16 protein-coding genes are annotated in these 20475 nt (G+C 69.0%); 6 read left to right on the forward strand and 10 right to left on the reverse strand.

Features of this window, described 5'->3' with window-relative positions:
- Positions 1 to 92 precede the first annotated feature (92 nt).
- The 3 genes from BM066_RS18565 to BM066_RS18575 are packed head-to-tail and all read right to left on the reverse strand — an operon-like array spanning position 93 to position 1999.
- The gene (locus tag BM066_RS18565) at positions 93 to 464 is read right to left on the reverse strand and encodes a hypothetical protein (protein ID WP_018062252.1); all 372 of its coding nucleotides are present in this window, start codon (positions 462 to 464) and stop codon (positions 93 to 95) included.
- A 58-nt stretch (positions 465 to 522) separates the two neighbouring features.
- Complete coding sequence (locus tag BM066_RS18570) at positions 523 to 1638, reverse strand: NAD(P)/FAD-dependent oxidoreductase (protein ID WP_018062251.1); 1116 nt, start codon at positions 1636 to 1638, stop codon at positions 523 to 525.
- Between the two features lie 22 nt (positions 1639 to 1660).
- Positions 1661 to 1999, reverse strand: a complete 339-nt coding sequence (locus BM066_RS18575; protein WP_255367644.1) for a hypothetical protein — start codon at positions 1997 to 1999, stop codon at positions 1661 to 1663.
- A gap of 116 nt (positions 2000 to 2115) precedes the next feature.
- Here BM066_RS18575 and BM066_RS18580 point away from each other — a divergent pair, with 116 nt between their 5' ends.
- A complete protein-coding gene (locus tag BM066_RS18580) occupies positions 2116 to 3252 on the forward strand; it encodes a hypothetical protein (protein WP_018062249.1) in 1137 nt (378 codons plus the stop codon).
- A gap of 168 nt (positions 3253 to 3420) precedes the next feature.
- Here the strand turns inward: BM066_RS18580 and BM066_RS18585 are convergent, their stop codons facing one another.
- Positions 3421 to 6858, reverse strand: coding sequence for an indolepyruvate ferredoxin oxidoreductase family protein (locus tag BM066_RS18585; RefSeq protein WP_018062248.1), 3438 nt, complete (start codon positions 6856 to 6858; stop codon positions 3421 to 3423).
- A gap of 142 nt (positions 6859 to 7000) precedes the next feature.
- On the opposite strand from BM066_RS18585, the gene BM066_RS18590 reads away from it, so the two are divergent.
- On the forward strand, positions 7001 to 7498 hold the full coding sequence (locus BM066_RS18590) for an Lrp/AsnC family transcriptional regulator (protein ID WP_026176582.1): 498 nt from the start codon (positions 7001 to 7003) through the stop codon (positions 7496 to 7498).
- A gap of 6 nt (positions 7499 to 7504) precedes the next feature.
- On the opposite strand, the gene BM066_RS18595 is transcribed toward BM066_RS18590, so the two are convergent.
- Positions 7505 to 7942, reverse strand: a complete 438-nt coding sequence (locus BM066_RS18595) for a hypothetical protein (RefSeq protein ID WP_018062246.1) — start codon at positions 7940 to 7942, stop codon at positions 7505 to 7507.
- Positions 7943 to 8108: 166 nt separating this feature from the next.
- Between BM066_RS18595 and BM066_RS18600 the strand changes: the two genes are divergently transcribed.
- Entirely contained in the window at positions 8109 to 8999 is an 891-nt protein-coding gene (locus tag BM066_RS18600) for a pirin family protein (RefSeq protein ID WP_018062245.1), read from the forward strand.
- 178 nt (positions 9000 to 9177) lie between these two features.
- Here BM066_RS18600 and BM066_RS18605 read toward each other — a convergent pair whose 3' ends face one another.
- Complete coding sequence (locus BM066_RS18605) at positions 9178 to 9561, reverse strand: hypothetical protein (protein ID WP_018062244.1); 384 nt, start codon at positions 9559 to 9561, stop codon at positions 9178 to 9180.
- A 702-nt stretch (positions 9562 to 10263) separates the two neighbouring features.
- Here BM066_RS18605 and BM066_RS18610 point away from each other — a divergent pair.
- Complete coding sequence (locus tag BM066_RS18610) at positions 10264 to 11283, forward strand: adenosine deaminase (protein ID WP_018062243.1); 1020 nt, start codon at positions 10264 to 10266, stop codon at positions 11281 to 11283.
- A 36-nt stretch (positions 11284 to 11319) separates the two neighbouring features.
- On the opposite strand, the gene BM066_RS18615 is transcribed toward BM066_RS18610, so the two are convergent.
- From BM066_RS18615 to BM066_RS18630, 4 genes are all read right to left on the reverse strand, one after another.
- Positions 11320 to 12300 carry a DegT/DnrJ/EryC1/StrS family aminotransferase gene (locus BM066_RS18615; RefSeq protein ID WP_018062242.1) on the reverse strand — a complete coding sequence of 327 codons (981 nt, stop codon included), beginning with the start codon at positions 12298 to 12300 and terminating at the stop codon, positions 11320 to 11322.
- A 133-nt stretch (positions 12301 to 12433) separates the two neighbouring features.
- A complete protein-coding gene (locus BM066_RS18620; RefSeq protein WP_026176581.1) occupies positions 12434 to 13984 on the reverse strand; it encodes a class I adenylate-forming enzyme family protein in 1551 nt (516 codons plus the stop codon).
- 150 nt (positions 13985 to 14134) lie between these two features.
- The gene (locus BM066_RS18625) at positions 14135 to 16225 is read right to left on the reverse strand and encodes a 3-hydroxyacyl-CoA dehydrogenase NAD-binding domain-containing protein (protein WP_018062240.1); all 2091 of its coding nucleotides are present in this window, start codon (positions 16223 to 16225) and stop codon (positions 14135 to 14137) included.
- A 417-nt stretch (positions 16226 to 16642) separates the two neighbouring features.
- Positions 16643 to 17869: a serine hydrolase domain-containing protein gene (locus BM066_RS18630; RefSeq protein ID WP_089929866.1), complete on the reverse strand. Its 1227-nt coding sequence runs from the start codon at positions 17867 to 17869 to the stop codon at positions 16643 to 16645.
- Between the two features lie 358 nt (positions 17870 to 18227).
- On the opposite strand from BM066_RS18630, the gene BM066_RS18635 reads away from it, so the two are divergent.
- Both BM066_RS18635 and BM066_RS18640 read left to right on the forward strand, forming a co-directional pair.
- Entirely contained in the window at positions 18228 to 19469 is a 1242-nt protein-coding gene (locus tag BM066_RS18635) for a TetR/AcrR family transcriptional regulator (RefSeq protein ID WP_018061236.1), read from the forward strand.
- Positions 19470 to 19998: 529 nt separating this feature from the next.
- The gene (locus BM066_RS18640; protein WP_255367645.1) at positions 19999 to 20469 is read left to right on the forward strand and encodes a MarR family winged helix-turn-helix transcriptional regulator; all 471 of its coding nucleotides are present in this window, start codon (positions 19999 to 20001) and stop codon (positions 20467 to 20469) included.
- Positions 20470 to 20475 lie beyond the last annotated feature (6 nt).

Below are 20475 nucleotides of genomic sequence, written 5' to 3' on the forward strand. Positions count from 1 at the left end.
TCTTCCCCCAGAGGGGGAAGAGCCTAAGCGCGAAGGCTCCGCCCCCTAGACCGCGAAGCGGTCAGGTGGGGGCAAGTGTGTGCGCCACCGCCCTACTTCGGTTTCCCCTTCCGCGCCTCCCACAGCGACGCGGCCAGCGACGGCTTGCCCTTCAGCAGGGTGGCGGCGGCCATGCCGGCCAGGAACGAGGCGGTGGGGTGCTCCTGCATCATGGCCAGGATGCGCTTGTCGAGCGGCGGTTGGCGGGTGCGGGCCAGGTGCCGCCGTTGCAGCACCGACCAGACGGCGACCACCACCGCCGCCGTGATCGCCACGATGGCGTAGGCCCAGGCCGAGCCGACCCATTGGGCCAGGAAGGCGAACACCGCCATCGCCCCGGCCACCGCGGCGATCGCCGCGGCCATGATCAGGCCGGCGCCGGCCATCAGCCGCGAGATCAGCCTGTCGATGAAGTCGTCCAGCATCCTGCCCTCCTGAAAAGCCGAGATTGCAACGCGCGAGACGCCAGTTGGTGGCAATCCCTTACGCCGTCAGCCGCCGCGCCACCTCGTCGCCGATCGCCAGCGAGCTGGTCAGGCCCGGGCTCTCGACGCCGAACAACGCCATCAGCCCCTCCAGGCCGTGGCTCTCCGGTCCGCTCAGCCGGAAGTCGGGCTGCGGCTCGTCCGGCCCGTGGATCTTGGGCCGCACCCCGGCGTAGTCGGGAACCAGCCGGTCGGCGGGCACGTCCGGCCAGAACTTGCGGATGTAGCCGGCGAAGGCCGCGGCCTTGGCGGGGTCGACCGAATAGTCGGGGGCCGGGACATAGTCCAGGTCGGGGCCGAACACCGCCTGGCCGCCCAGGTCGTTGCGGTAGTGGGTGCCCAGCGCCCCGTGGATCGGCGGCGGGTAGATCAGCCGCTGGAACGGCGCCTTGGCCGCCAAGCGGAAATAGACGCCCTTGCCGTACCAGCCCCGGGGGATCTGGTCGGCGGGAAAGCCCTCGATCGTCCCGGCCACGGCCTGGGCCGACAGGCCGGGCGCGGCGACCAGCAGGCGGCACGAGAGGCTGGCCGGCTCGGCCCCGCCGATCCGCACGGTGAAGCCGCCGCCAGCCCGGGGCGTCGCGCCCTCGAACGGGGTGTTGACCACCACCGCCCCACCGGCGGCCTCGATCTCGCCCTGCAGGGCCAGCATATAGTCGTGGCTGGCGAACACGCCGCTTTCCGGCGACAGCAGGGCCAGGTGGGCGTTGAGGCCGGGCTCCAGCGCCCGGGCCTGGGCCCCGGTCAGGCGCTCCATGCCCTCGACATCGTTGGCCAGGGCCTGGTCGTAGATCGCCTCCAGCTGCGGGATCTCGCCCTCGCTGGTCGCCACCACCAGCTTGCCGCACTTCTTGTAGTCGACATGATGCCGGTCGAGGAACGCGTAGAGCAGCCGCCGCCCCTGGACGCAGAACCGGGCCTTCAGCGAGCCGGTCGGATAGTAGAGCCCGCCGTGGATCACCTCGGAATTGCGCGACGACACGCCCTGGCCGATATGGCCCTCGCGCTCCAGCACCGCGACGACCAGGCCGCGCCGGGCCAGGGCGTAGCCGCAGGCCAGGCCGACGGCCCCGGCGCCCACGACGACGGCGTCGAAATCGAACTCTTCGGTCATCCGTAAGTCACTCGTCGCCGCTTCACCCGCGTGGCGCATCCAGGCGCTGCTTCAGGCTCGCGCGAAGATCGGCGAAGAAATCTTCCGCGTCGACATAGTCCTTGGTGTCGATCGCTTCCGCCTCGAGTTCGTCGAGAAAGCGCTCCAGCTTGTCGTTCCCGCCCATGATCTCGGCGGCCCGGCGATAGTTCAATTCCGCCAGCTCGGCGGCCACCGCCTCGTCCAGGGACGCAAACTCGCCGCGCTCGACCCGCGCCTTCAGGTCGGCGGCGTCGTCGGAGGACAAGGCCACGACGACAGGGGCGGGCGGGAGAGGCTTTTTCATGCGCCCAACCCTATCACGCCCCATGGCCAGCGCCATATGGAGCAGCCGACTTGGCCTCGGCCTTCATTGCCCTTTTTCGAGAGCTGTGAAACCTTACCCGACAAGGTTGAGGACGCGGCGGTCGTCAGGCCGGCGTCTCAGGGAAGGGCATCATGAACTTCGGCGCCGCGCTCGACGTCGCGATCGGGCTGATCTTCGTCTACCTGCTGGTCAGCCTGTTCGTCACCGCGCTGAACGAATACATCTCCAGCTTCCTGAACAAGCGCAGCGAATTCCTGCTGCAGCGGGTGCAGAGCCTGCTGGGCGGCGACGGGTCGGAAGCCAAGTCCGGCGAATGGTCGCCGCAGATGTGCGCGGTCTGGAACCACCCGCTGATCAACGCCCTGAAGTCGCACAACCAGGCCGAGGACCATGGCACCAAGCGCGGGACGCTGCTGAAGAACGCCCCGTCGTACATTCCCGGCAAGACCTTCGCCGTGGCCCTGACCGAGACGCTGAAGCCGTCCGAAACCACCCATCTCAGCTTCGCCCAGCTGAAGACCGCCGTCGCCGGCATCGAGAACAACGAACCCCTGAAGGCCGCTCTGCTGCCGATGCTCGACGACGCCGAGGGCAAGCTCGACGTGTTCCAGCAGAATGTCGCCACCTGGTTCGACCGGGCGATGGACCGCACCAGCGGCACCTACAAGCGCTGGGTCCACCGGCTAACCTTCTGGGCCGGCTTCGGGGTGGCCGTGGCCTTCAACGTCAATTCGCTGCAGCTGATCGACAACCTGTGGCGCGACCCAGTGGCGCGGGCCGGCCTGGTCGCCCAGGCCTCGCAAACGGCCCAGAGCGCCGACGACGTGCGGAGCGCCCGGATCCGGCTGTCCGCGCCGGCGACCGCGCCGGACGCGCCGGCTGCGCCGGAGGGCGACGAGGCCGCCGCCGCGCCCGACGCCCAAGCCGCCGCCCCCGAATGCGCCTGCGACGGCGGCCGGAACGCCGCCGACCTGGCCCAGGACCTGCCCTTGCCGATCGGCTGGAGCGGCGAAGGCCTCTGCGCCCTGGTCCACGAGCCGCTGTCGTCCCTGCCCCCCAGCACGCGGCCGTCCTCCACCTGCAAGACGCCCTATCGCAGCGGCTGGAGCGCGACGGCGAAGATCTTCCTGACCCTGCTGGGCCTGGCGATCACCGGCCTGGCGGTCTCGCTGGGCTCGCCGTTCTGGTTCGGCATCCTGCAATCGGTGACCAACATCCGGGCGACCGGAATCAAGCCGGATCGCGCGGACGGCTCGGCGCAGAAGTGAGGCGTCCTGGACCGGCCGACCGCCCATTCCGTTGTCATCCCGGAAAGCGCGCAGCGCTTGTCCGGGATCCAGGACCGCCGCACCGCATCAGCCCAGTCCCCTAGGTCCCGGACAGCCTCTGCGAGGCTTCCGGGATGACAACCGAGTTGGCTCAGAGGCAGGCCGCCCCTACCCCTCCCACTGCGACCACAGGGTCGCCGCCTCGGCCTTGGCCTTGACCACCGAGGCGTCCTTGACGTGGCCGTAGCCGCGGATCTCCTGCGGGATCGAGGCGATGCGCGCCGCCAGGGGCAGGCGCTCCGGCGTCAGGCCGCCGGCCAGGCGGTCCAGGGTGAGTTCATAGTCGGCGATCAGGCCGCGCTCCATGCGGCGTTCCTCGGTCTTGCCGAACACGTCCAGCGGACCGCCGCGCAGGCCCTTCATCCTCGCCATGATCGGGAAGGCGACGTCCAGCATCCAGCCGCCGAACGCCATCTTGCGCGGCCGGCCGTCCTTGTCCTTGGCGCCGAGGATCGGCGGCGCCAGCCAGACCTTGGCCTTGCCGCCCTTGAAGGTCCCGGCCAGCTCGGCCGCGAACCGGCCGTCGGTATAGAGTCGGGCGACCTCGTACTCGTCCTTGTAGGCCATCAGCTTGTAGAGGTTCACCGCCGCCGCGCGGGTCAGGGGCAGGCCCTTCTCCTCGCCGCCGGCCGCGACTTCGGCCGCGCGGACCTTGGCCACCTTGGCGGCGTAGCGGTCGGCATAGGCCTGGTTCTGGTAGGCGACGAGGTCGGCCGTGCGCCGGGCGATTAGTTCGTCCAGCGGCATCGTTTCCGGCGTCGGCACGTCGGCGTCGCGCGGGCCCATGGACGCCGGGTCATGCGCCACGCGGCGGCCCAGCTCGAAGGCGGCCAGGTTGGACTCGTAGTCCACGCCGTTCAGCTTGATGGCCCGATAGACCGCGCGGCTGGACAGCGGGATCACCCCGCGCTGCCAGGCGAAGCCGACCATGATCATGTTGGCGAAGATGGCGTCGCCGAACTGGGCCTCGGCCAGGTGCTGGGCCGGGCAGGAGTCGAAGCTCCTGGTCGCGCCCTTGATCCGCCGGGCCATGGCCCCGCTGTCGAAGCGGATGTCGCGGCTGGTGACGAAGTCGGCGGTCGGGGCGAAGTCGCTGTTGCCGAAGGCCGCCGTGCGGTCCTTGGCGTACAGCGACAGGCCTTCCGGCGAAGCGGCCACCAGCATGTCGCAGGCGATCAGCACGTCGGCGCTGGCGGCGGGCACGCGGCCGCCGACCACGGTCTCCTCGGTCTCGCCGATCTTGACGTGGCTGAACACCGCCCCGCCCTTCTGGGCCAGGCCGGTCATGTCGACCACGCTGCCCGCCCGGCCGTCGACGTGGGCGGCCATGGCCAGGATCGAGGCCACGGTGGTCACCCCGGTGCCGCCGACGCCGGTGAAGATGATCCGGCGCACGCCGTGGAAGTCGTCGAACGCCGGCAGCGGCGTGGAATCGGCCGTCAGGGCCGGGATCTTCTTGGCCTGGGCGCCCTCGGCCCCTTCCAGGGTGACGAACGACGGGCAGAAGCCGTCGAGGCAACTGTAGTCCTGGTTGCAGGTCGACTGGTTGATCTTGCGCTTGCGGCCGAACTCGGTGTTCAGCGGCTCCACCGACACGCAGTTGGACTTGATCGAGCAGTCGCCGCAGCCCTCGCAGACCAGCGGGTTGATGAACACCCGCCTGGTGGCCTTGGCCAGGGTCCCGCGCTTGCGGCGACGGCGCTTTTCGGTGGCGCAGGTCTGGTCGTAGAGCAGCACCGTCGTGCCGGGCGTGTCGCGCAGCATCTTCTGCACGCTCATCAGCTCGGACCGCGGGAACACGTCGACGCCGGGCGCCAGGTCGGCGACGTTCCTGTAGCGCTCCAGCTCGTCGACCACGATCACCGTGCGGGCCACGCCTTCGGAGGCCAGTTGGCGGGTGATCTGGGCCGGGGTGAAGCCGCTCTCGGCGCGCTGGCCGCCGGTCATGGCCACGGCGTCGTTGAACAGCAGCTTGTAGGTGATGTTGGCGCCCGCCGCGACGGCGGCGCGGATCGCCAGCGAGCCGGAGTGGTTGTAGGTGCCGTCGCCCAGGTTCTGGAAGACGTGCTTTTCGGTGGTGAACGGCGCGGCGCCGACCCAGGTCAGGCCCTCGCCGCCCATGTGGGTGTTCAGGTCGGTCATCGGATCGTTGAAGCCGGCCATGTAGTGGCAGCCGATGCCGGCCAGGGCCCGGCTGCCCTCGGGCAGCTTGGTCGAGGTGTTGTGCGGGCAGCCCGAGCAGAAGAACGGCTTGCGGGCCTGGTCGGCGGCCAGGCTGACGGCGGCGACGCCGGCGGCCGAGACGCGGTTCAGGTAGGCCTGGGCCCGCTCCATGTGCGGGCCGTCCGGCAGGCGGTCGTAGATGGCCAGGGCGATCTCGGCCACCGACAGCGAGCCCAGCTCCGACAGCAGCGGATGGCCGTGCTCGTCCAGCTTGCCGATGATCCGGGGGCGGGCGTGGGCCGGCAGGTCGTAGAGCGCGGCCCGCGCCTGGGGCTCGATCAGGCCGCGCTTGTGCTCGATGACCATCAGGGTCTCGAGACCGGCGGCGAAGGCGCGCAGGCCCAGGGGCTCCAGCGGCCAGGGCATGCCGACCTTGTAGATCGACACGCCCAGGTCGGCGGCCTCCTGCAGGGTCATGCCCATAGCGGTGAAGGCCTCCAGCACGTCCTTGTAGGCCTGGCCCTGGCAGACGATGCCCAGGCGCGCCTTGCCGACGCGGACATGGTGGGCGCCCAGCACCACCCGGTCGATCCCGTTGGCGCGGGCGAAGGCCAGGGCGGCGGGGATCTTGTGCAGGCGAAGGCGGCGCTCCTTCTCCATCGGCTGGTCCTTCAGCCGGATGCCCAGGCCGCCGGGCGGCATCGGGAACTCGGGGATCGTCAGTTTGTGGCGGTCCAGCGAGACGTCGATGGTCACGCCCGAGTCCATGGTGTCGGCCAGGGCGATCATGCCGATCCACAGGCCCGAGAATCGCGACATCGAGATGCCCAGCAGGCCGTAGTCGAGCACCTCCTGCACGTCGGCCGGCGACAGCACCGGCATCTCGAAGTCCTGGAAGGCGAATTCCGACTGCGACGGCAGGGTCGAGCTCTTGCAGGCGTGGTCGTCGCCGGCCACGGCCAGCACGCCGCCGGTCGGGAAGCTGCCGGCGAAATTGGCGTGCTTGAAGACGTCGCCGGTGCGGTCCACGCCCGGCGCCTTGCCGTACCACATGCCGAAGACGCCGTCGTGAGTCGCGCCCGGGAACAGATTCGCCTGCTGGCTGCCCCAGACGGCGGTGGCGGCCAGGTCCTCGTTCAGGCCTTCCTTGAAGACCACGTCATGGGCGGTGAGCAGTTTCGAGACGCGGGCGGCCTGCTGGTCCAGCCCCCCCAGGGGCGAGCCGCGATAGCCGGAAAGGAAGCCCGCCGTATTGAGCCCGGCCCGGGTGTCCAGGCGCTTTCGGTCGAGGAGGACTCGGATCAGCGCCTGCACGCCGGTGATGAACGCACGACCATCTTCGAGCAGATATTTGTCGTCGAGCGTGACTTCCGAGTGCCGCATAGCAAAAAAATTCCTCCCGGGTCTTCTCGCCCGCTCAGCAATATCTTATAGAAACGGGGAAATTGTTTGCCCAAGGTGTGCCCGACTCAAGGCCGCTTTGCGCAAGATCAACGCGCCAATCACCCTCTGGGGGGAGGAATTCTTGTCCGAACAACTCGACGCTGTGGATGCCAAGATCCTCGATCTCATCCAACATGACGCCGGACTGTCCGTCGCCGAGATCGCCGAGCGGGTCGGCCTGTCGTCCAGCCCGTGCTGGCGGCGGATCAAGCGGCTGGAGGACGCGGGCGTCATCCAGCGCCGCGTGACCATCCTGGACCGCGAGAAGCTGGGCCTGGGCTTCGAGGTCTATTGCACCGCCAAGCTGTCGCTGCCGACCAAGGAAAACCTCGAGGTCTTCGAGCAGGCGGTCGCCAAGTGGGCCGAGGTGGTGCAATGCGCCACCGTGACCGGCGCGGCCGACTACGAGCTGCGAATCGTCACCCGCGACATGCGCGCCTTCGATGAGTTCCTGCGCGACAAGCTGCTGTCGCTGGGCCTTGTCAGCAACATCGAGAGCCGGATCGTCATCCGCGGCGTCAAGAACTCCACCGCCGTGCCGCTGGGGCTGGTCAGCCCGTATGTGAGCCCGCTGAGCTGAGGTCGGTCAGGCGTTCATCGCCTGTTCGAAAGCCGCCGGATCCCGCAGATACAGGACGAAATGGTCCTCTTTGTGTGGACGCCGGTAGTGCACGACGACCCTTTCGCGGAACATCTCGGGCCGGCGTTCGACCCTGACCACGGCGTGGCGCGGGACGACGATGTCCAAGCCGAAAATGTCGCCGACGAACATCAGGTTGAACGGAAAGATCGGGACGATCGTCAGCTTGTCCCGCTCGACCGTCACCAGCAGGCAGTTCCGCGCGCCGCTGAGCATGCCGTCGGGGCCGCCGGACGCCAGGAATTCAGCGAACAGGGCCGCCGGCGGACGGCGTGGAAAGATCGGCCTGCCCTGACGACGACGGACAATGATCGACAGCGTGACCAGGCCCACGATCCAGACGATCGGAAAGCCGATAAACAGCAGGTTCCAGCGGTCGTCCATCGGCTGCTCCTCGAATCGTCCAAGGCCAAGCTAACGACGCCGACGCCTCGCCGAGAAGCCCGGCGCGGCTTGACAGGATTGAGCGCGGCCCGCGTCGGCGATTTCTTCTAGAATCCCCTCGCCTCCCCCTGCACAGTAAGGGCTCCATCGCGACCGGAGCCCCTTCATGATCGACCTCGTCATCGACCAGCGCCGCAAGGACCTCGGCGGCTTCGAGGTCGGCCGGGTGCTGCCGTTCCACAGCCGGCGGATGGTGGGGCCCTTCACCTTCTTCGACCACATGGGGCCGGTCGAGTTCGAGCCCGGCTTCCCGCGCACCGTCGATGTGCGCCCGCACCCGCACATCGGCCTGTCGACCCTGACCTACCTGTTCGAGGGCGAGATCACCCACCGCGACAGCGTCGGCTCGCTGATCGACATCCGTCCCGGCGAGGTCAACTGGATGACGGCCGGCAGCGGCATCACCCATTCCGAGCGCTTCGAGCACCTGCGTGAAGTCGGCGGCGCCATGCACGGCATCCAGGCCTGGGTGGCCCTGCCCGACGGCCAGGAGGAGATCGCCCCGCGCTTCTCGCATCACCCCCGCGACGAGATGCCGGTCTACGAGGCCAACGGCCTGAAGGCCGCCCTGGTGGCCGGCAAGGCGTTCGGCGTCGAGGCCAAGGTGCCGGTGTTCTCGCCGCTGTTCTACGTGCACTGGGAGCTGGCGGCCGGGGCCAAGGCCGGGCTGCCGGCCGAATATCCCGAGCGCGCCGCCTATGTCGCCGTCGGCAAGGTCGAGGCCGCCGGCCAGGTGCTGCACGCCGGCCAGATGGCGGTGTTCAAGCCGGGCGAGACGATCACCTTCGAGGCGCTGGAGCCCTCGACCGTCATGCTGCTGGGCGGCGAGCCGGTCGGGCCGCGGTTCATCGAGTGGAACTTCGTCCACTCGTCCCGGGAGCGCATCGAGCAGGCCAAGGCCGACTGGCGGGCCCAGCGCATGAAGCTGCCCGACCTGGACGACCAGGAGTTCACCCCCCTGCCCGAGCCCCCGCCTGCGGCGCCGCCGATGTCTTGAAGGGACCCAAAACACCGTCACCCAGGGCCTTGTGCCCGGACCCCTAGTTCAGCTGACGGTGAAGCGAAATGGCGCGCTGGCGCGCCACCTCCCAGCACCTGCAGCGGATAAAAGGGTCCCGGGCACAAGGCCCGGGGTGACGGCTCGGAGGGAATGAGGCGGCGGCGGGAAGCCCCCGCTACAAGAACGGCCCCGGCAGCCGCAGCGGCCCCGGCCCCACCTCGTCGTCGGCCTCGCCCACGGCCTGGTAGTGCGCCACCAGTCTGGCGCAGGCGCCCAGGAACAGAGCCTCGACGAACCCCGCCTCGCGGCCGGTCAGGCGGACGATCTCGGCCAGGGCGTGTCCCCGGCCGGCGGCCATGTCCATCACCGCCACCTCCTGGACGCCGAGCGCGGCGCGGGCGCCCGCCAGCCGCTCCACGGCGTCCAGCCGCTGAAAGCCGTCGTCGCTGGCCAGGACCTTGCGGTAGTCGCGGCCGTACAGGGCTGCGGCCTGGGCTTCCGCGAAGCCGATGTCGGGGCCGAGGTCTTCGACGGGGATGGGCAGGTGGTCGGCGGTCACCGGATGGCTTTTAGGGCATCGGGCGGGGAATGGGGACTCCGAGGGCGTAGGGTCGCGCGCTGGGGTTCCTCTCTCTGAGAGCGGGATTCCGGGGACAGAGACCGCTCAATCCTCGTCAGTCGCAAGGCAAACCCCAACAATCTCAACGCCCTGAAAGAAAATCAGCGTCACATCCGCGGCCGTGTTCGAACCGTCGGCATACTTGTCCTCGCCCTGTCGCGGGGGAGGACGTCCGGCCGGCGACCGAAACGTGCGACGGGGGCGGTCGAGCGGGAAGCGCTCGTCGGTGGTCTTCAGTGACGCCTTCGCGGCGGTCCAGGGCAGGTTCCTCTGAGAGGACGAAACCCTGGCGGCGAAGGATCGGCGGACGCAACAGGCCCGGGCTGAAATCGCCCGGGCGGTCCGGAAGGGTCGTCAACCTTCCGCCCGTCGGGGGCCTCCATCGGAGCGGGTTAAAAATCCGCGATCCGAAGGCTTCCGGATAACGCGCCGCGCGGAGCGTTCGGATCCTGTCGAAACGGTACACTCCAAAAACAATCCTCCGGGCATGGCCCGGACGCTCCGCCGCCTCCCACCCGCCGGGTTTCCTGGACGGGGACATGCGCTCGCGCGTGTCCCCAAACGCCGCGCCAGGCCTGGGGACACGCACAAGTGCATGTCCCCGGGTTGAACACCCCCGCCCCCAGCGCCCATAATTGTCCCATGACCGACACCGCCCTCGAGACCTTCGTCCGCGGCCTGCCCAAGGCCGAGCTGCACATGCACATCGAGGGCAGCCTCGAGCCCGAACTGATGTTCGAGCTGGCCGCGCGCAACGGCGTGACCCTGCCGTTCAAGACGGTCGACGAGATCCGCGCCGCCTACGCCTTCTCCAATCTGCAGGACTTCCTGGACATCTACTACCAGGGCGCGGGCGTGCTGCTGACGGAAGCCGACTTCAAGGACCTGGCCCTGGCCTATTTCCGCCGCCTGAAGGCCGATGGCGGGACCCATGCCGAGATCTTCTTCGACCCCCAGACCCACACCGACCGCGGCGTGGCGTTCGGCACGGTGATCGACGGCCTGACGGCGGGCATGGAAGAGGCCGAGCGCGAGCTGGGCGTCACCTCCAAGCTGATCCTCTGCTTCCTGCGCCACCTGGACGAGGCCGCCGCCTTCGCCACCCTGGAACAGGCCAAGCCCTATCTCGACAGGCTCGCCGGGGTCGGGCTGGACTCCTCCGAAGTCGGCCACCCGCCCGCCAAGTTCGCCCGCGTGATGCAGGCGGCCCGCGACCTGGGCCTGAAGGTCGTGGCCCACGCCGGCGAGGAAGGCCCGCCGGCCTATGTCTGGGAGGCGGTCGACCTGATCCATGTCGACCGCATCGACCACGGCAACCGGGCCCTGGAGGACGACTGCCTGACCGCCCGCCTGGTGCAGGACGGCACGACCCTGACGGTGTGCCCGCTGTCGAACCTGAAGCTGTGCGGGGTGTCGAACCTGAAGGAACATCCGCTCAAGCGCATGCTGCATCTGGGCCTGAAGGCCACGGTCAATTCCGACGACCCGGCCTATTTCGGCGGCTACCTGCTGGAGAACTACCTGCAGACCGCCGACGCCCTCGGCCTGACGCGCGACGAGCTGGTGACCCTGGCCAAGAACAGCTTCACGGGGTCGTTCCTGGACGAGGCGGAGAAGGCGCGGCGGGTGGCCGGGATCGAGGCTTACGTCGCGGCGCACTGACTCCCTTCGGACCCTCTCCCAGAGGGAGAGGGTGACTTAAAGCGCCCGCCTTACCGCCTCCGCCAGCTCGTCCAGTTCCGCGATGCCCAGGTCGGCGTGGAACGGCAGGCTCAGCACCGACTTGGCCAGGCGGTCGGCAACCGGGGTCTGGTCGCGGACGACGACGCCCGGGCCGACCGGGTTGGTGGCGTAACCCATCTCGGCCAGCTTGGCGGCCACGACCGGGGCCGCGCCTTCGGTCAGGCTGACGACCCAGGCGTTGGACACCCAGCTCATCCCCCAGCCCGGCTGGAAGCCGATCCGGGCGCCCAGCAGCAGCATGCGCAGGCGCTGGGCGGCGGTGGCCAGGCGCAAGCGCTGGCCCGACCAGTCGTCGAGTCCCGCCTCGCCGGAGAAGGCCGGCGCGTCGAGCCTGGCGATGAAGTCGGCGTCCTGGCTGGCCACGAACACGCCGCGCCCGCTGGGCAGGCCGACGATCACCGGAACCGGGGCGTCCATGACCACGTCGAAGCCCTCGGTGGCGTCGACCACGATCGGCAGGCCGGTCTCGCGGTGGAAGGCGGCCCAGGCGCTCATGTCCGGGGCGCGGCCGAAGGCGCAGGTGGGCACGATGGCCTCGATCGGCGGCGGCGCCTCGCCGAGGCGCTCGCGCAGGTGGGCCGGATCGAACATCCAGCTGCAGGGATCCACGTCGACCAGCCAGGGCCGCAGGCCGGCGCCGGCGATGGCCTCCAGGGTGGCGGCCGAGGCCAGGGCCGGAACGATGCAGACGCCGCCGCGGCGGACGCCCAGGGCGACCAGGGCGGCGGTCAGGGCGGCCACTCGGGTGGAGACGGCGCGGACGGCGGTGGGACGGTCGAAGCGGTCGGCCAGCCGGGCGTCAAGGCCGGGCGTCAGGCCCTGTCGCAGCACCTTCTCCACGGCCGCGAAGTCCAGCGGGACGCCGGCGGCGGCCAGGGCCGCCTCGGCCTGGGCCTGCTTGCGGGCTTCCGGCGACACTTTGGGGAGGGCTTGCATCAGACACGTCGCTTCCGAACAATCCAGCGCCGTCACACGACAGCGCCGCTATGGTTAAGAGAACGTATCGAGTGACTCGCCGGCCCCGGATGCGGCGCGCCGTCGCGGCAAAAATGTGGCCGGAATCTTCGACCTAGGCAGAAGCCGTCCAATTGTCGCGCAGGTCGCGCTTGAGGACCTTGCCGATATGGCTGCGGGGCAGGGATTCCACCAGTTTCAGGTCGACCAGCCTCTGGGTCTTACCAAGGCGCGTATTGACCCAGCTTCTCAACCCTTCCGCGTCAATTCGCGCATCAGGCTTGACCGCCACGAAGGCCACCGGCGATTCGCCCCAGGCGTCGGACGGCACGCCGACCACCGCCGCCTCGACCACGTCGGGGTGCTGGACGATCTGGGCCTCGATGTCGCTGGGATAGATGTTGAAGCCGCCGCTGATGATCATGTCCTTCTTGCGGTCCATCAGGGTCAGGAAGCCGTCCTCGTCGAACCGGCCGACGTCGCCGGTGCGGATGAAGGCCCAGCCCTCGGGCGAGATCCAGGTCGCCTCGGCGGTCTTGCCCGGCTGGCCGTGATAGCCGTTCATCATGCCTTCCGAACGGCCGACGATCTCGCCGACCACGCCGGGTCCGACCTGGACCCCGTCCTCGTCGATCAGCCGGATGTCGTGGCCGGGCGCGGGGCGGCCCACGGTGTGCAGCTTGTCCGGATGCTCGTGGGCCATCAGGATGCAGGTGCCGCCGCCCTCGGTCATGCCGAAGTACTCGACCAGCCCGCCCGGCCAGCGCTCCAGCACGTCGGCCTTCAGCGCGGCCGCGAACGGGGCGCTGGTGCAGAACTTCAGGTGGGTCGACGACAGGTCGAAGTCGCCGAAGTCGGGCCGGTCCATCAGCCGGCGATACTGCACCGGCACCAGCATGGTGTGGGTCATGCGGTGCTGCTGGGCCAGCGCCAGATAGCGGCCGGCGTCGAACTTCCGCATCAGCACCACCGTCCCGCCGCCCGCCAGGGTCGGGAAGAAGCAGACCAGGGTGGTGTTGGAATACAGCGGGGTCGACAGCAGGGTGACGGCCTCGGGCCCATAGCCGACCGCGTCGCCGCGGAACACGTGCTTCCAGCGCATGCCGTGCGACTGGACGATGCCCTTGGGGGCTCCGGTGGTGCCGCTGGAATAGATGATGTTGAAAGGGGCCTCGGGGGCGATGGCCACGGCGGCCGGGACCGCGCCGACGGGGGCCAGCCAGGCGTCGAAGGCCTCGGCGAACTCGGCTCCGTCCAGGGCGATGGAGCGCACGGCGATCGGGGCGGCCTGCTGGGCCTCGGCCACGCCGGCGTCCATGAAGACCAGCCGCGCCCCGCAATCGGCGACCATGCCGGCGATGGCTTCGGGCGTCGAGGACGGGGCCAGCGGCGCGACCGCCACGCCGGCTCGCAGGGCGCCCAGGAACAGGGCCGCGTAGGGAATGGACGACAGGGCGCAGACGGCGACGGCCTCGCCCGGGGCGATCCCGTCGCGCTGCAGGGCGGCGGCGACCCGGTCGGCCAGGGCGTCGAACTGGGCGTAGGTCGCCGCCTCGCCGGTTTCCATGATCACGGCGGGATGGCCGGGGGCCTCGGCGGCCCGCTGGCGCAGGATGTCGCCCATCACGCCGTAGTCGGCGGTGATCATGGATTGGATCGAGGTCATGGCGAACACATCCGCATCACGCAAAAACGGTTGTCATCCCGGAAGCCTCGCAGAGGCTGTCCGGGATCCAGGGGCGGTGCGCACGGCCCCTGGATCCCGGGTCTTCGCTGCGCTTCGCCCGGGATGACAACGGGAAAGCCTCGGGCGGGATCAAGCCTCCTTGAACCCCTTGCCCTCGGCGACCAGCCGCTCCAGCAGGGCCGAGGGCTTGAAGTCGTCGCCGAGCTTTTCCTGGAACGCCTTCATCCCCGCCAGCACCTTGTCCAGCCCCACCAGCTCGCCCCAGAACATCGGACCGCCGGTATAGACCGGCCAGCCGTAGCCGTTGATCCAGACCGTATCGATGTCCGACGCCCGGATCGCCTTGCCCTCCTCCAGGATCTTGGCCCCCTCGTTGACCATCGGGTAGAGGCAGCGCTCCAGGATCTCCTGGTCGCCGATCTCGCGGCGCTGGATCTGGTGCTTCTCGGCGAAGTCCAGGATCACCTGCTCGACCTCCTTGCTCGGCCGGGCGACGCGGTTCTCGTCATAGTCATAGAAGCCCTTGCCGTTCTTCTGGCCCCGGCGGTCCATCTCGCACAGCACTTCGCGGACGGTGGACGAGCTGGTCTTGGCCGGGTCCCAGCCGATGTCGAGGCCGGCCAGGTCGCTCATCGCGAATGGCCCCATCGGCAGGCCGAAGTCGTAAAGCACGCGGTCGACGTCCCAGGGCATGGCCCCTTCCAGGATCAGCTTCTGGGCCTCGCGCTGGCGCTGGGCCAGCATGCGGTTGCCGACGAAGCCGTGGCAGTTGCCGACCAGAACCGCGACCTTGCCGATCTTCTTGCCGACCTGCATCGCGGTGGCGATCACCGACCTGTCGGTCTTGGCCCCGCGCACGATCTCCAGCAGCCGCATCACGTTGGCCGGCGAGAAGAAGTGCAGGCCGATCACGCTCTCCGGACGCGACGTCGCGGCGGCGATCACGTCGATGTCCAGATACGAGGTGTTGGAGGCCAGGATCGCGCCGGGCTTGGCGATCTTGTCCAGCTTGCCGAACACCTCCTGCTTGATCTCCATCAGCTCGAACACGGCCTCGATGATCAGGTCGCAATCGGCCAGGTCCTCCAGGTTCATCGACGGGGTCAGCAGCGCCATGCGCTTTTCGACGTCGTCCTGGGTCAGGCGGCCCTTTTTGGCGGTGTTCTCATAGTTCTTGCGGATTACCCCCACGCCGCGGTCCAGGTTCTCCGGCTTGGCCTCGATGATCGTCACCGGGACGCCGGCGTTGAGGAAGTTCATCGAGATGCCGCCGCCCATGGTGCCGGCGCCGATCACGCCCACCTTCCGGACCGGTAGGATCGGGGTGTCGTCCGGCACGTCGGGGATCTTGGCGGCCTGGCGCTCGGCGAAGAACACATGGCGCTGGGCGGCCGACTGGCTGCCGGTCATCAGTTCCATGAACAGGCGCCGCTCTTCCTTCAGCCCCTCGTCGAACGGCAGGTTCACCGCCGCCTCGATGCACTTGATGTTGCTCTCCGGAGCCAGGAAGCCGCGGAACTTGCGGGCGTTGGCCGCCCGGAATTCGCTGAAGATCTCAGGCTTGCCGCGCGCCGCCTCGACCTTGGCGTTCTGGTCGCGGATACGGGTCAGGGGCTTATCCTCGGCCAGCACCACGCGGGCGAAGGCGATGGCCCCGTCGCGCAGCGCGCCCTCCTCGACGATCGAGTCGAACAGGCCCATGGCCAGCGCCGCCTTGGCCGGCACGTGCTGGCCGGTGGTGACCATTTCCAGCGCCTTCTCGACGCCGACGACGCGCGGCAGGCGCTGGGTGCCGCCGGCTCCAGGCAGCAGGCCGATGTTCACCTCCGGTAGGCCCGCCTTGGCCGAGGGCACGGCGACGCGGTAGTGGGCCACCAGCGCCACCTCCAGCCCGCCGCCCAGCACCGTGCCGTGGATCGCGGCGACCACCGGCTTGGGAGAGTTCTCGATGGTGTTCTGCACATCCTGCAGCGACGGCCCGGTCATGGCCTTGCCGAACTCGGTGATGTCGGCGCCGGCGATGAAGGTCTTGCCCGCGCAGATCAGCACGATGGCCTTGACCGCCGGGTCGGCGATCGCCTGCTCGAACGCGCCCTTCAGCCCCTCGCGCACGGCGGCCGACAGGGCGTTGACCGGCGGCGAGTCGAGCGTGACGACCCCGATGTCGCCCTCGACGGTCAGATCCGTGACGTTGTTGATCGCGGCCATGGCGTGCTCCACCCCTAGGTTGGCGTTCTTGCGTTTGAACGATTGTTTGAAGCAAACCCTGCACGACCCGCCGCCGAAGTCCAGAGGTCCGTAACGGCGCCGGAAATTTAGGCGCCCAGCCATTGACGCCGCCGAACTCATACTTGAAATTCGAAAACCTAAGTTTCAGCCGGAGCCAATCCGTGCGGGGCGGGGGGAAGCCGCCGAGCCGAGCGCCCGCCGCCGTCGCGGAGCCTCCGGCATGAGGTCCGACTGTCGAGAGCGTACGCGTGAGAGAAGGGCTTCGGGGCGCGGCTTGCACGCGTCCCCCGTCTTCGAAGCCCGCCCCTGACGCGCACGCGGCGCGCCGTTCCGGCGTGTCGACTAGGTGAAGCGCACTCGGCGCGGGAGCCCCCTCCCGCGCCGTTTTCTTGCAAGGCCTGTCCCCGACTAAGCGTTGCTCTCCGTCAGCGCCGCATAGACCAGCGTCCGCAGCTCGCGCCGGATCGGATAGGCCGAGGACGGGATCAGCTGGGTCATGAACACCACCGCCAGGTCCTCGACCGGATCGATCCAGAAGGCGGTGGACGCCATGCCGCCCCAGAAATATTCGCCCAGCGAGCCTAGGTTCTTCGTCCGCGCCTGGTCCACCGTCATGGCGAAGCCGAGGCCGAAGCCCAGGCCCTCGAACACCGCCTCGCTGAACAGCGACTTGGACATCTGGGTCAGTTCCCGCCCGCCCGGCAGGTGGTTCATGGTCATCAGCTTCAGGGTCTTGGGGCTGACGATCCGCGCTCCGTCCAGTTCGCCGCCGTTCAGCAGCATGCGGCAGAACCGCATGTAGTCGTCCGCGGTCGAGACCAGGCCGCCGCCGCCGGACTTCACCGACGGCTCGGACAGGTAGCGGCTGGTGGTCGGATCGTCCTGCAGCACCACCTCGCCCCTGGGATTGAGGGTGTAGCAGGCGGTGAAGCGATGGCGCTGGTCGTCGGGCACGAAGAAGCCGGTGTCGGTCATCTTCAGCGGATCAAAGATCCTCTCCTTCAGGAACAGGTCGAACGGCTGGCCCGAGATCGCCTGCACCAGGTAGCCCAGCACGTCGGTGGCCACCGAATAGTTCCAGGCCTGGCCCGGCGAGAATTCCAGCGGCACGGTTCCCAGGGCCTCGACGAAGCCCTCCAGCCCGCCCTCGCTGTCGACCCCGTCCAGCTTCAGCTTGCGATAGGCGGCGTCGACGTTGGAGCGCTGCTGGAAGCCGTAGGTCAGGCCGCTGGTATGGCGCAGCAGGTCGATGATCCGCATCGGCTGGTCGACCGGCTGGGTCAGGAACGCGCCCGCCACGCCGGCCTGGAACACGCCCAGCGTCTTCCACGACGGGATGAACCGGTGCACCGGATCGTCCAGCGCCACCTTGCCCTCCTCGACCAGCATCATGAAGGCGATCGAGGTGATCGGCTTGGTCATCGAATAGATGCGGAACAGGCTGTCGGCCTGCAGCGGCAGCCCGCGCTCCTTGTCGGCCGCGCCCAAGATCGTCGTGTGCGCCAGCTGGCCGCGACGCCACACCTGGACCAGGGCGCAGGGCAGCTTTCCGGGCGCCACGTAGCGCTCCTGGATGAAGGCGCCGATGCGCTTCAGTCGGTCGGACGACAGACCCACGGCTTCAGGCGTGCTCAAGACGGTATCCCTCCTGCGGCCGCTCCCAAGGAGCCGGCGTGCTGTTCTTGGCGACGATCGAAGAGGCCGCATGTCGCAACACGGCCTTCGCCCCGATCAGGCGCATATCGATTGAAAACGAGGGAGCGGAGATGGGCAAGCACTTGCGCGACAGGCCGCCGCCAACGGACGCTCCCAGACGTCCTGGGCCTTCGAACCACGCCGTCGCCTCAATCGCGCAACACGGCTGCAAGATTCCGCGCGCACGAAAGCGGCGACCAAGCGCGCCGCCCGCCTTGTCGTGAAGGCCGGGCTTCCTAAATCTGGACCCACGGGTCCAAGGGACTCGCGCACGGGCCGCCAACAAGGGGGGCGACTTATGGACGACGGCCGGATCGCAAGCCCCGCCACCGAGCGGTACACGAAGAAGAAAGAGGCGATCCTCGCCGCGGCCACGGCGATCCTGAACCGCCAGGGCGTAAAGGGCATGACCCTGGCCGACGTCGCCGCCAAGGTCGGGCTGATCACCACCAGCGTCACCTACTACTACCGCAAGAAGGACGACCTAGCCGCCGCCTGCTTCATGCGCGGCCTGGAGCGCTTCGACGCCCTGGTCACCGAGGCCGCCAAGGCGCCCGACGCCCCCGGCCGCCTGCTGAAATTCCTCGACCTCCATCTGGACCTGAACCGCCGGGTGCGCCTGGGCGAGGCCGCGCCCCTGACCAGCTTCACCGAGATGCGGGCCCTGAAGGAGCCGCTGCGCGGCTCGGTGCAAGGGGCGTTCAACGACCTGTTCCGCCGGGTGCGCGGCTTCTTCGAGGGTCCCGAGTTCGACCACCTGGACAAGCGCGACCGCAACGCCCGCACCCACCTGCTGCTGGAGCAGGTGTTCTGGTCGGGCTCGTGGCTGCGCCGCTACGACGTCGACGACTATGGCCGCGTGCGCGACAAGATGTACGACATCCTGGTCAACGGCCTGGCCCCGAAGGGCGCCGGCGGCCACGCCGCCTGGGCGCCGGTGGCCCTGCCCGACCCGACGCCGCAGTCGCCCGACGGCCAGGAATGGCGCGAGACCTTCCTGGTCGCCGCCACCCGGCTGATCAACCAGCGCGGCTATCGCGGGGCCTCTGTCGAGGACATCTCGGCCCAGCTGAACGTCACCAAGGGCTCGTTCTACCACCACCACGAGGACAAGGACGCCCTGGTGGTCGAGTGCTTCGAGCGCACCTTCGCCGTCACCCGCAAGGCCCAGGCCGACGCCCGCGCCCTGGCCGGGGACAGCTGGGAGCAGCTGTCGTCGGCGACCGCGGCCCTGGTCGCCTACCAGCTGTCGGACCACGGACCGCTGCTGCGCGCCTCGTCGATGGGCGCCCTGCCGATCGAGATCCGCCACGAGATGGCCCAGGGCTACAATCGCGGCTCGGAGCGCTTCGCGGCGATCATCTCCGACGGCGTGGCCGAGGGCTCGATCCGGGCGGCGGACCCGATGATCGCGGCCCACATGATCAATTCGATGCTCAATGCGGCGGCGTCCTTGGGGATCTGGGTCCCCGGCCTGGAACACGACGAAGCGGCCAGGCTGTTCGCCCGGCCGCTGCTGACGGGATTGTTTTCGCGGTAATTCTCCCTCTCCCGGAGGGAGAGGGCGGGGCCCGCCGCGCAGCGGTGGGAGGGTGAGGGATTACGCCTTCGCCGATTTCGCACAGACGCTCTGCCGGCACGCCGCCAGACCGGCCCAGAGGGTCGCCGGTGAACGAGGCGCAGCCGAGGTCCGGGCGGTCCGGTCAGTGAAAATAATCGCCGCGCCGGTGTCGCAAAACCCGGCCCCTGGTTCGTCATCTCTCCGAAGACCGAACGGCGGCGCCCGGAAGGGGCCGCGCGCCATCAACCGCCGGGAGAGAAAATTGCGATGACGTCCCGCCCTTCCATCTCGGCGCCTTCATCCCCAATTGAACGAACGCCGATCGGTCGCGAGGGTCGAGCGGCGGTTGTTCTTGGGGATTCGGCGATGAGCCTCCCGGCGATCGAGCGCGCGACAGGCGCTTCATGGCGGCCGAACATATCGCTAAGCAATTTGACTATTAATCCGCTTAGCGATATAGATCACAACCATGACGACCGGCGATCCCGACCCACGAGAGGCATGGCGCGTGTCGCACACGCCCCGCGATCCGATCGGCCAGCGCCTGAAGACCATCTCGATGCTGACGCGTCAGATCGGCCGCAAGATCGGCGAGAGCCTGGGCGTCAACGTCACCGACATGGCGGCGCTGGAGCACCTGCTGAACAACGGGCCGATGACGCCCGGCCAGCTGGCCGAGCATCTGAAGGTCACGACCGCGGCCGCCACCCAGATCGTCGATCGCCTGGAGCGGGCCGGCCACGTCGCCCGGGAGCGGCGGACCCACGACCGGCGCAAGGTCTGCGTCGTGCCGGTGGCGGCCTCGCTCGACCGGGCCTTCGCGCAGCTGGCGCCGATGATCGATGGGCTGGACGCGGTCATCGCCCCCCTGTCATCCGGCGAGCGGCAGATCATCGAACGCTTTCTGGACCAGGTCGTCGACGTCTACGGAGCCGTCGCCGGCCTTCCGTCGTCGCCGGCTTCCCCGCCCCACTGTTGAAATCGA

Source organism: Caulobacter sp. UNC279MFTsu5.1 (genome assembly GCF_900114015.1).
Classification (GTDB): Bacteria; Pseudomonadota; Alphaproteobacteria; order Caulobacterales; family Caulobacteraceae; genus Caulobacter.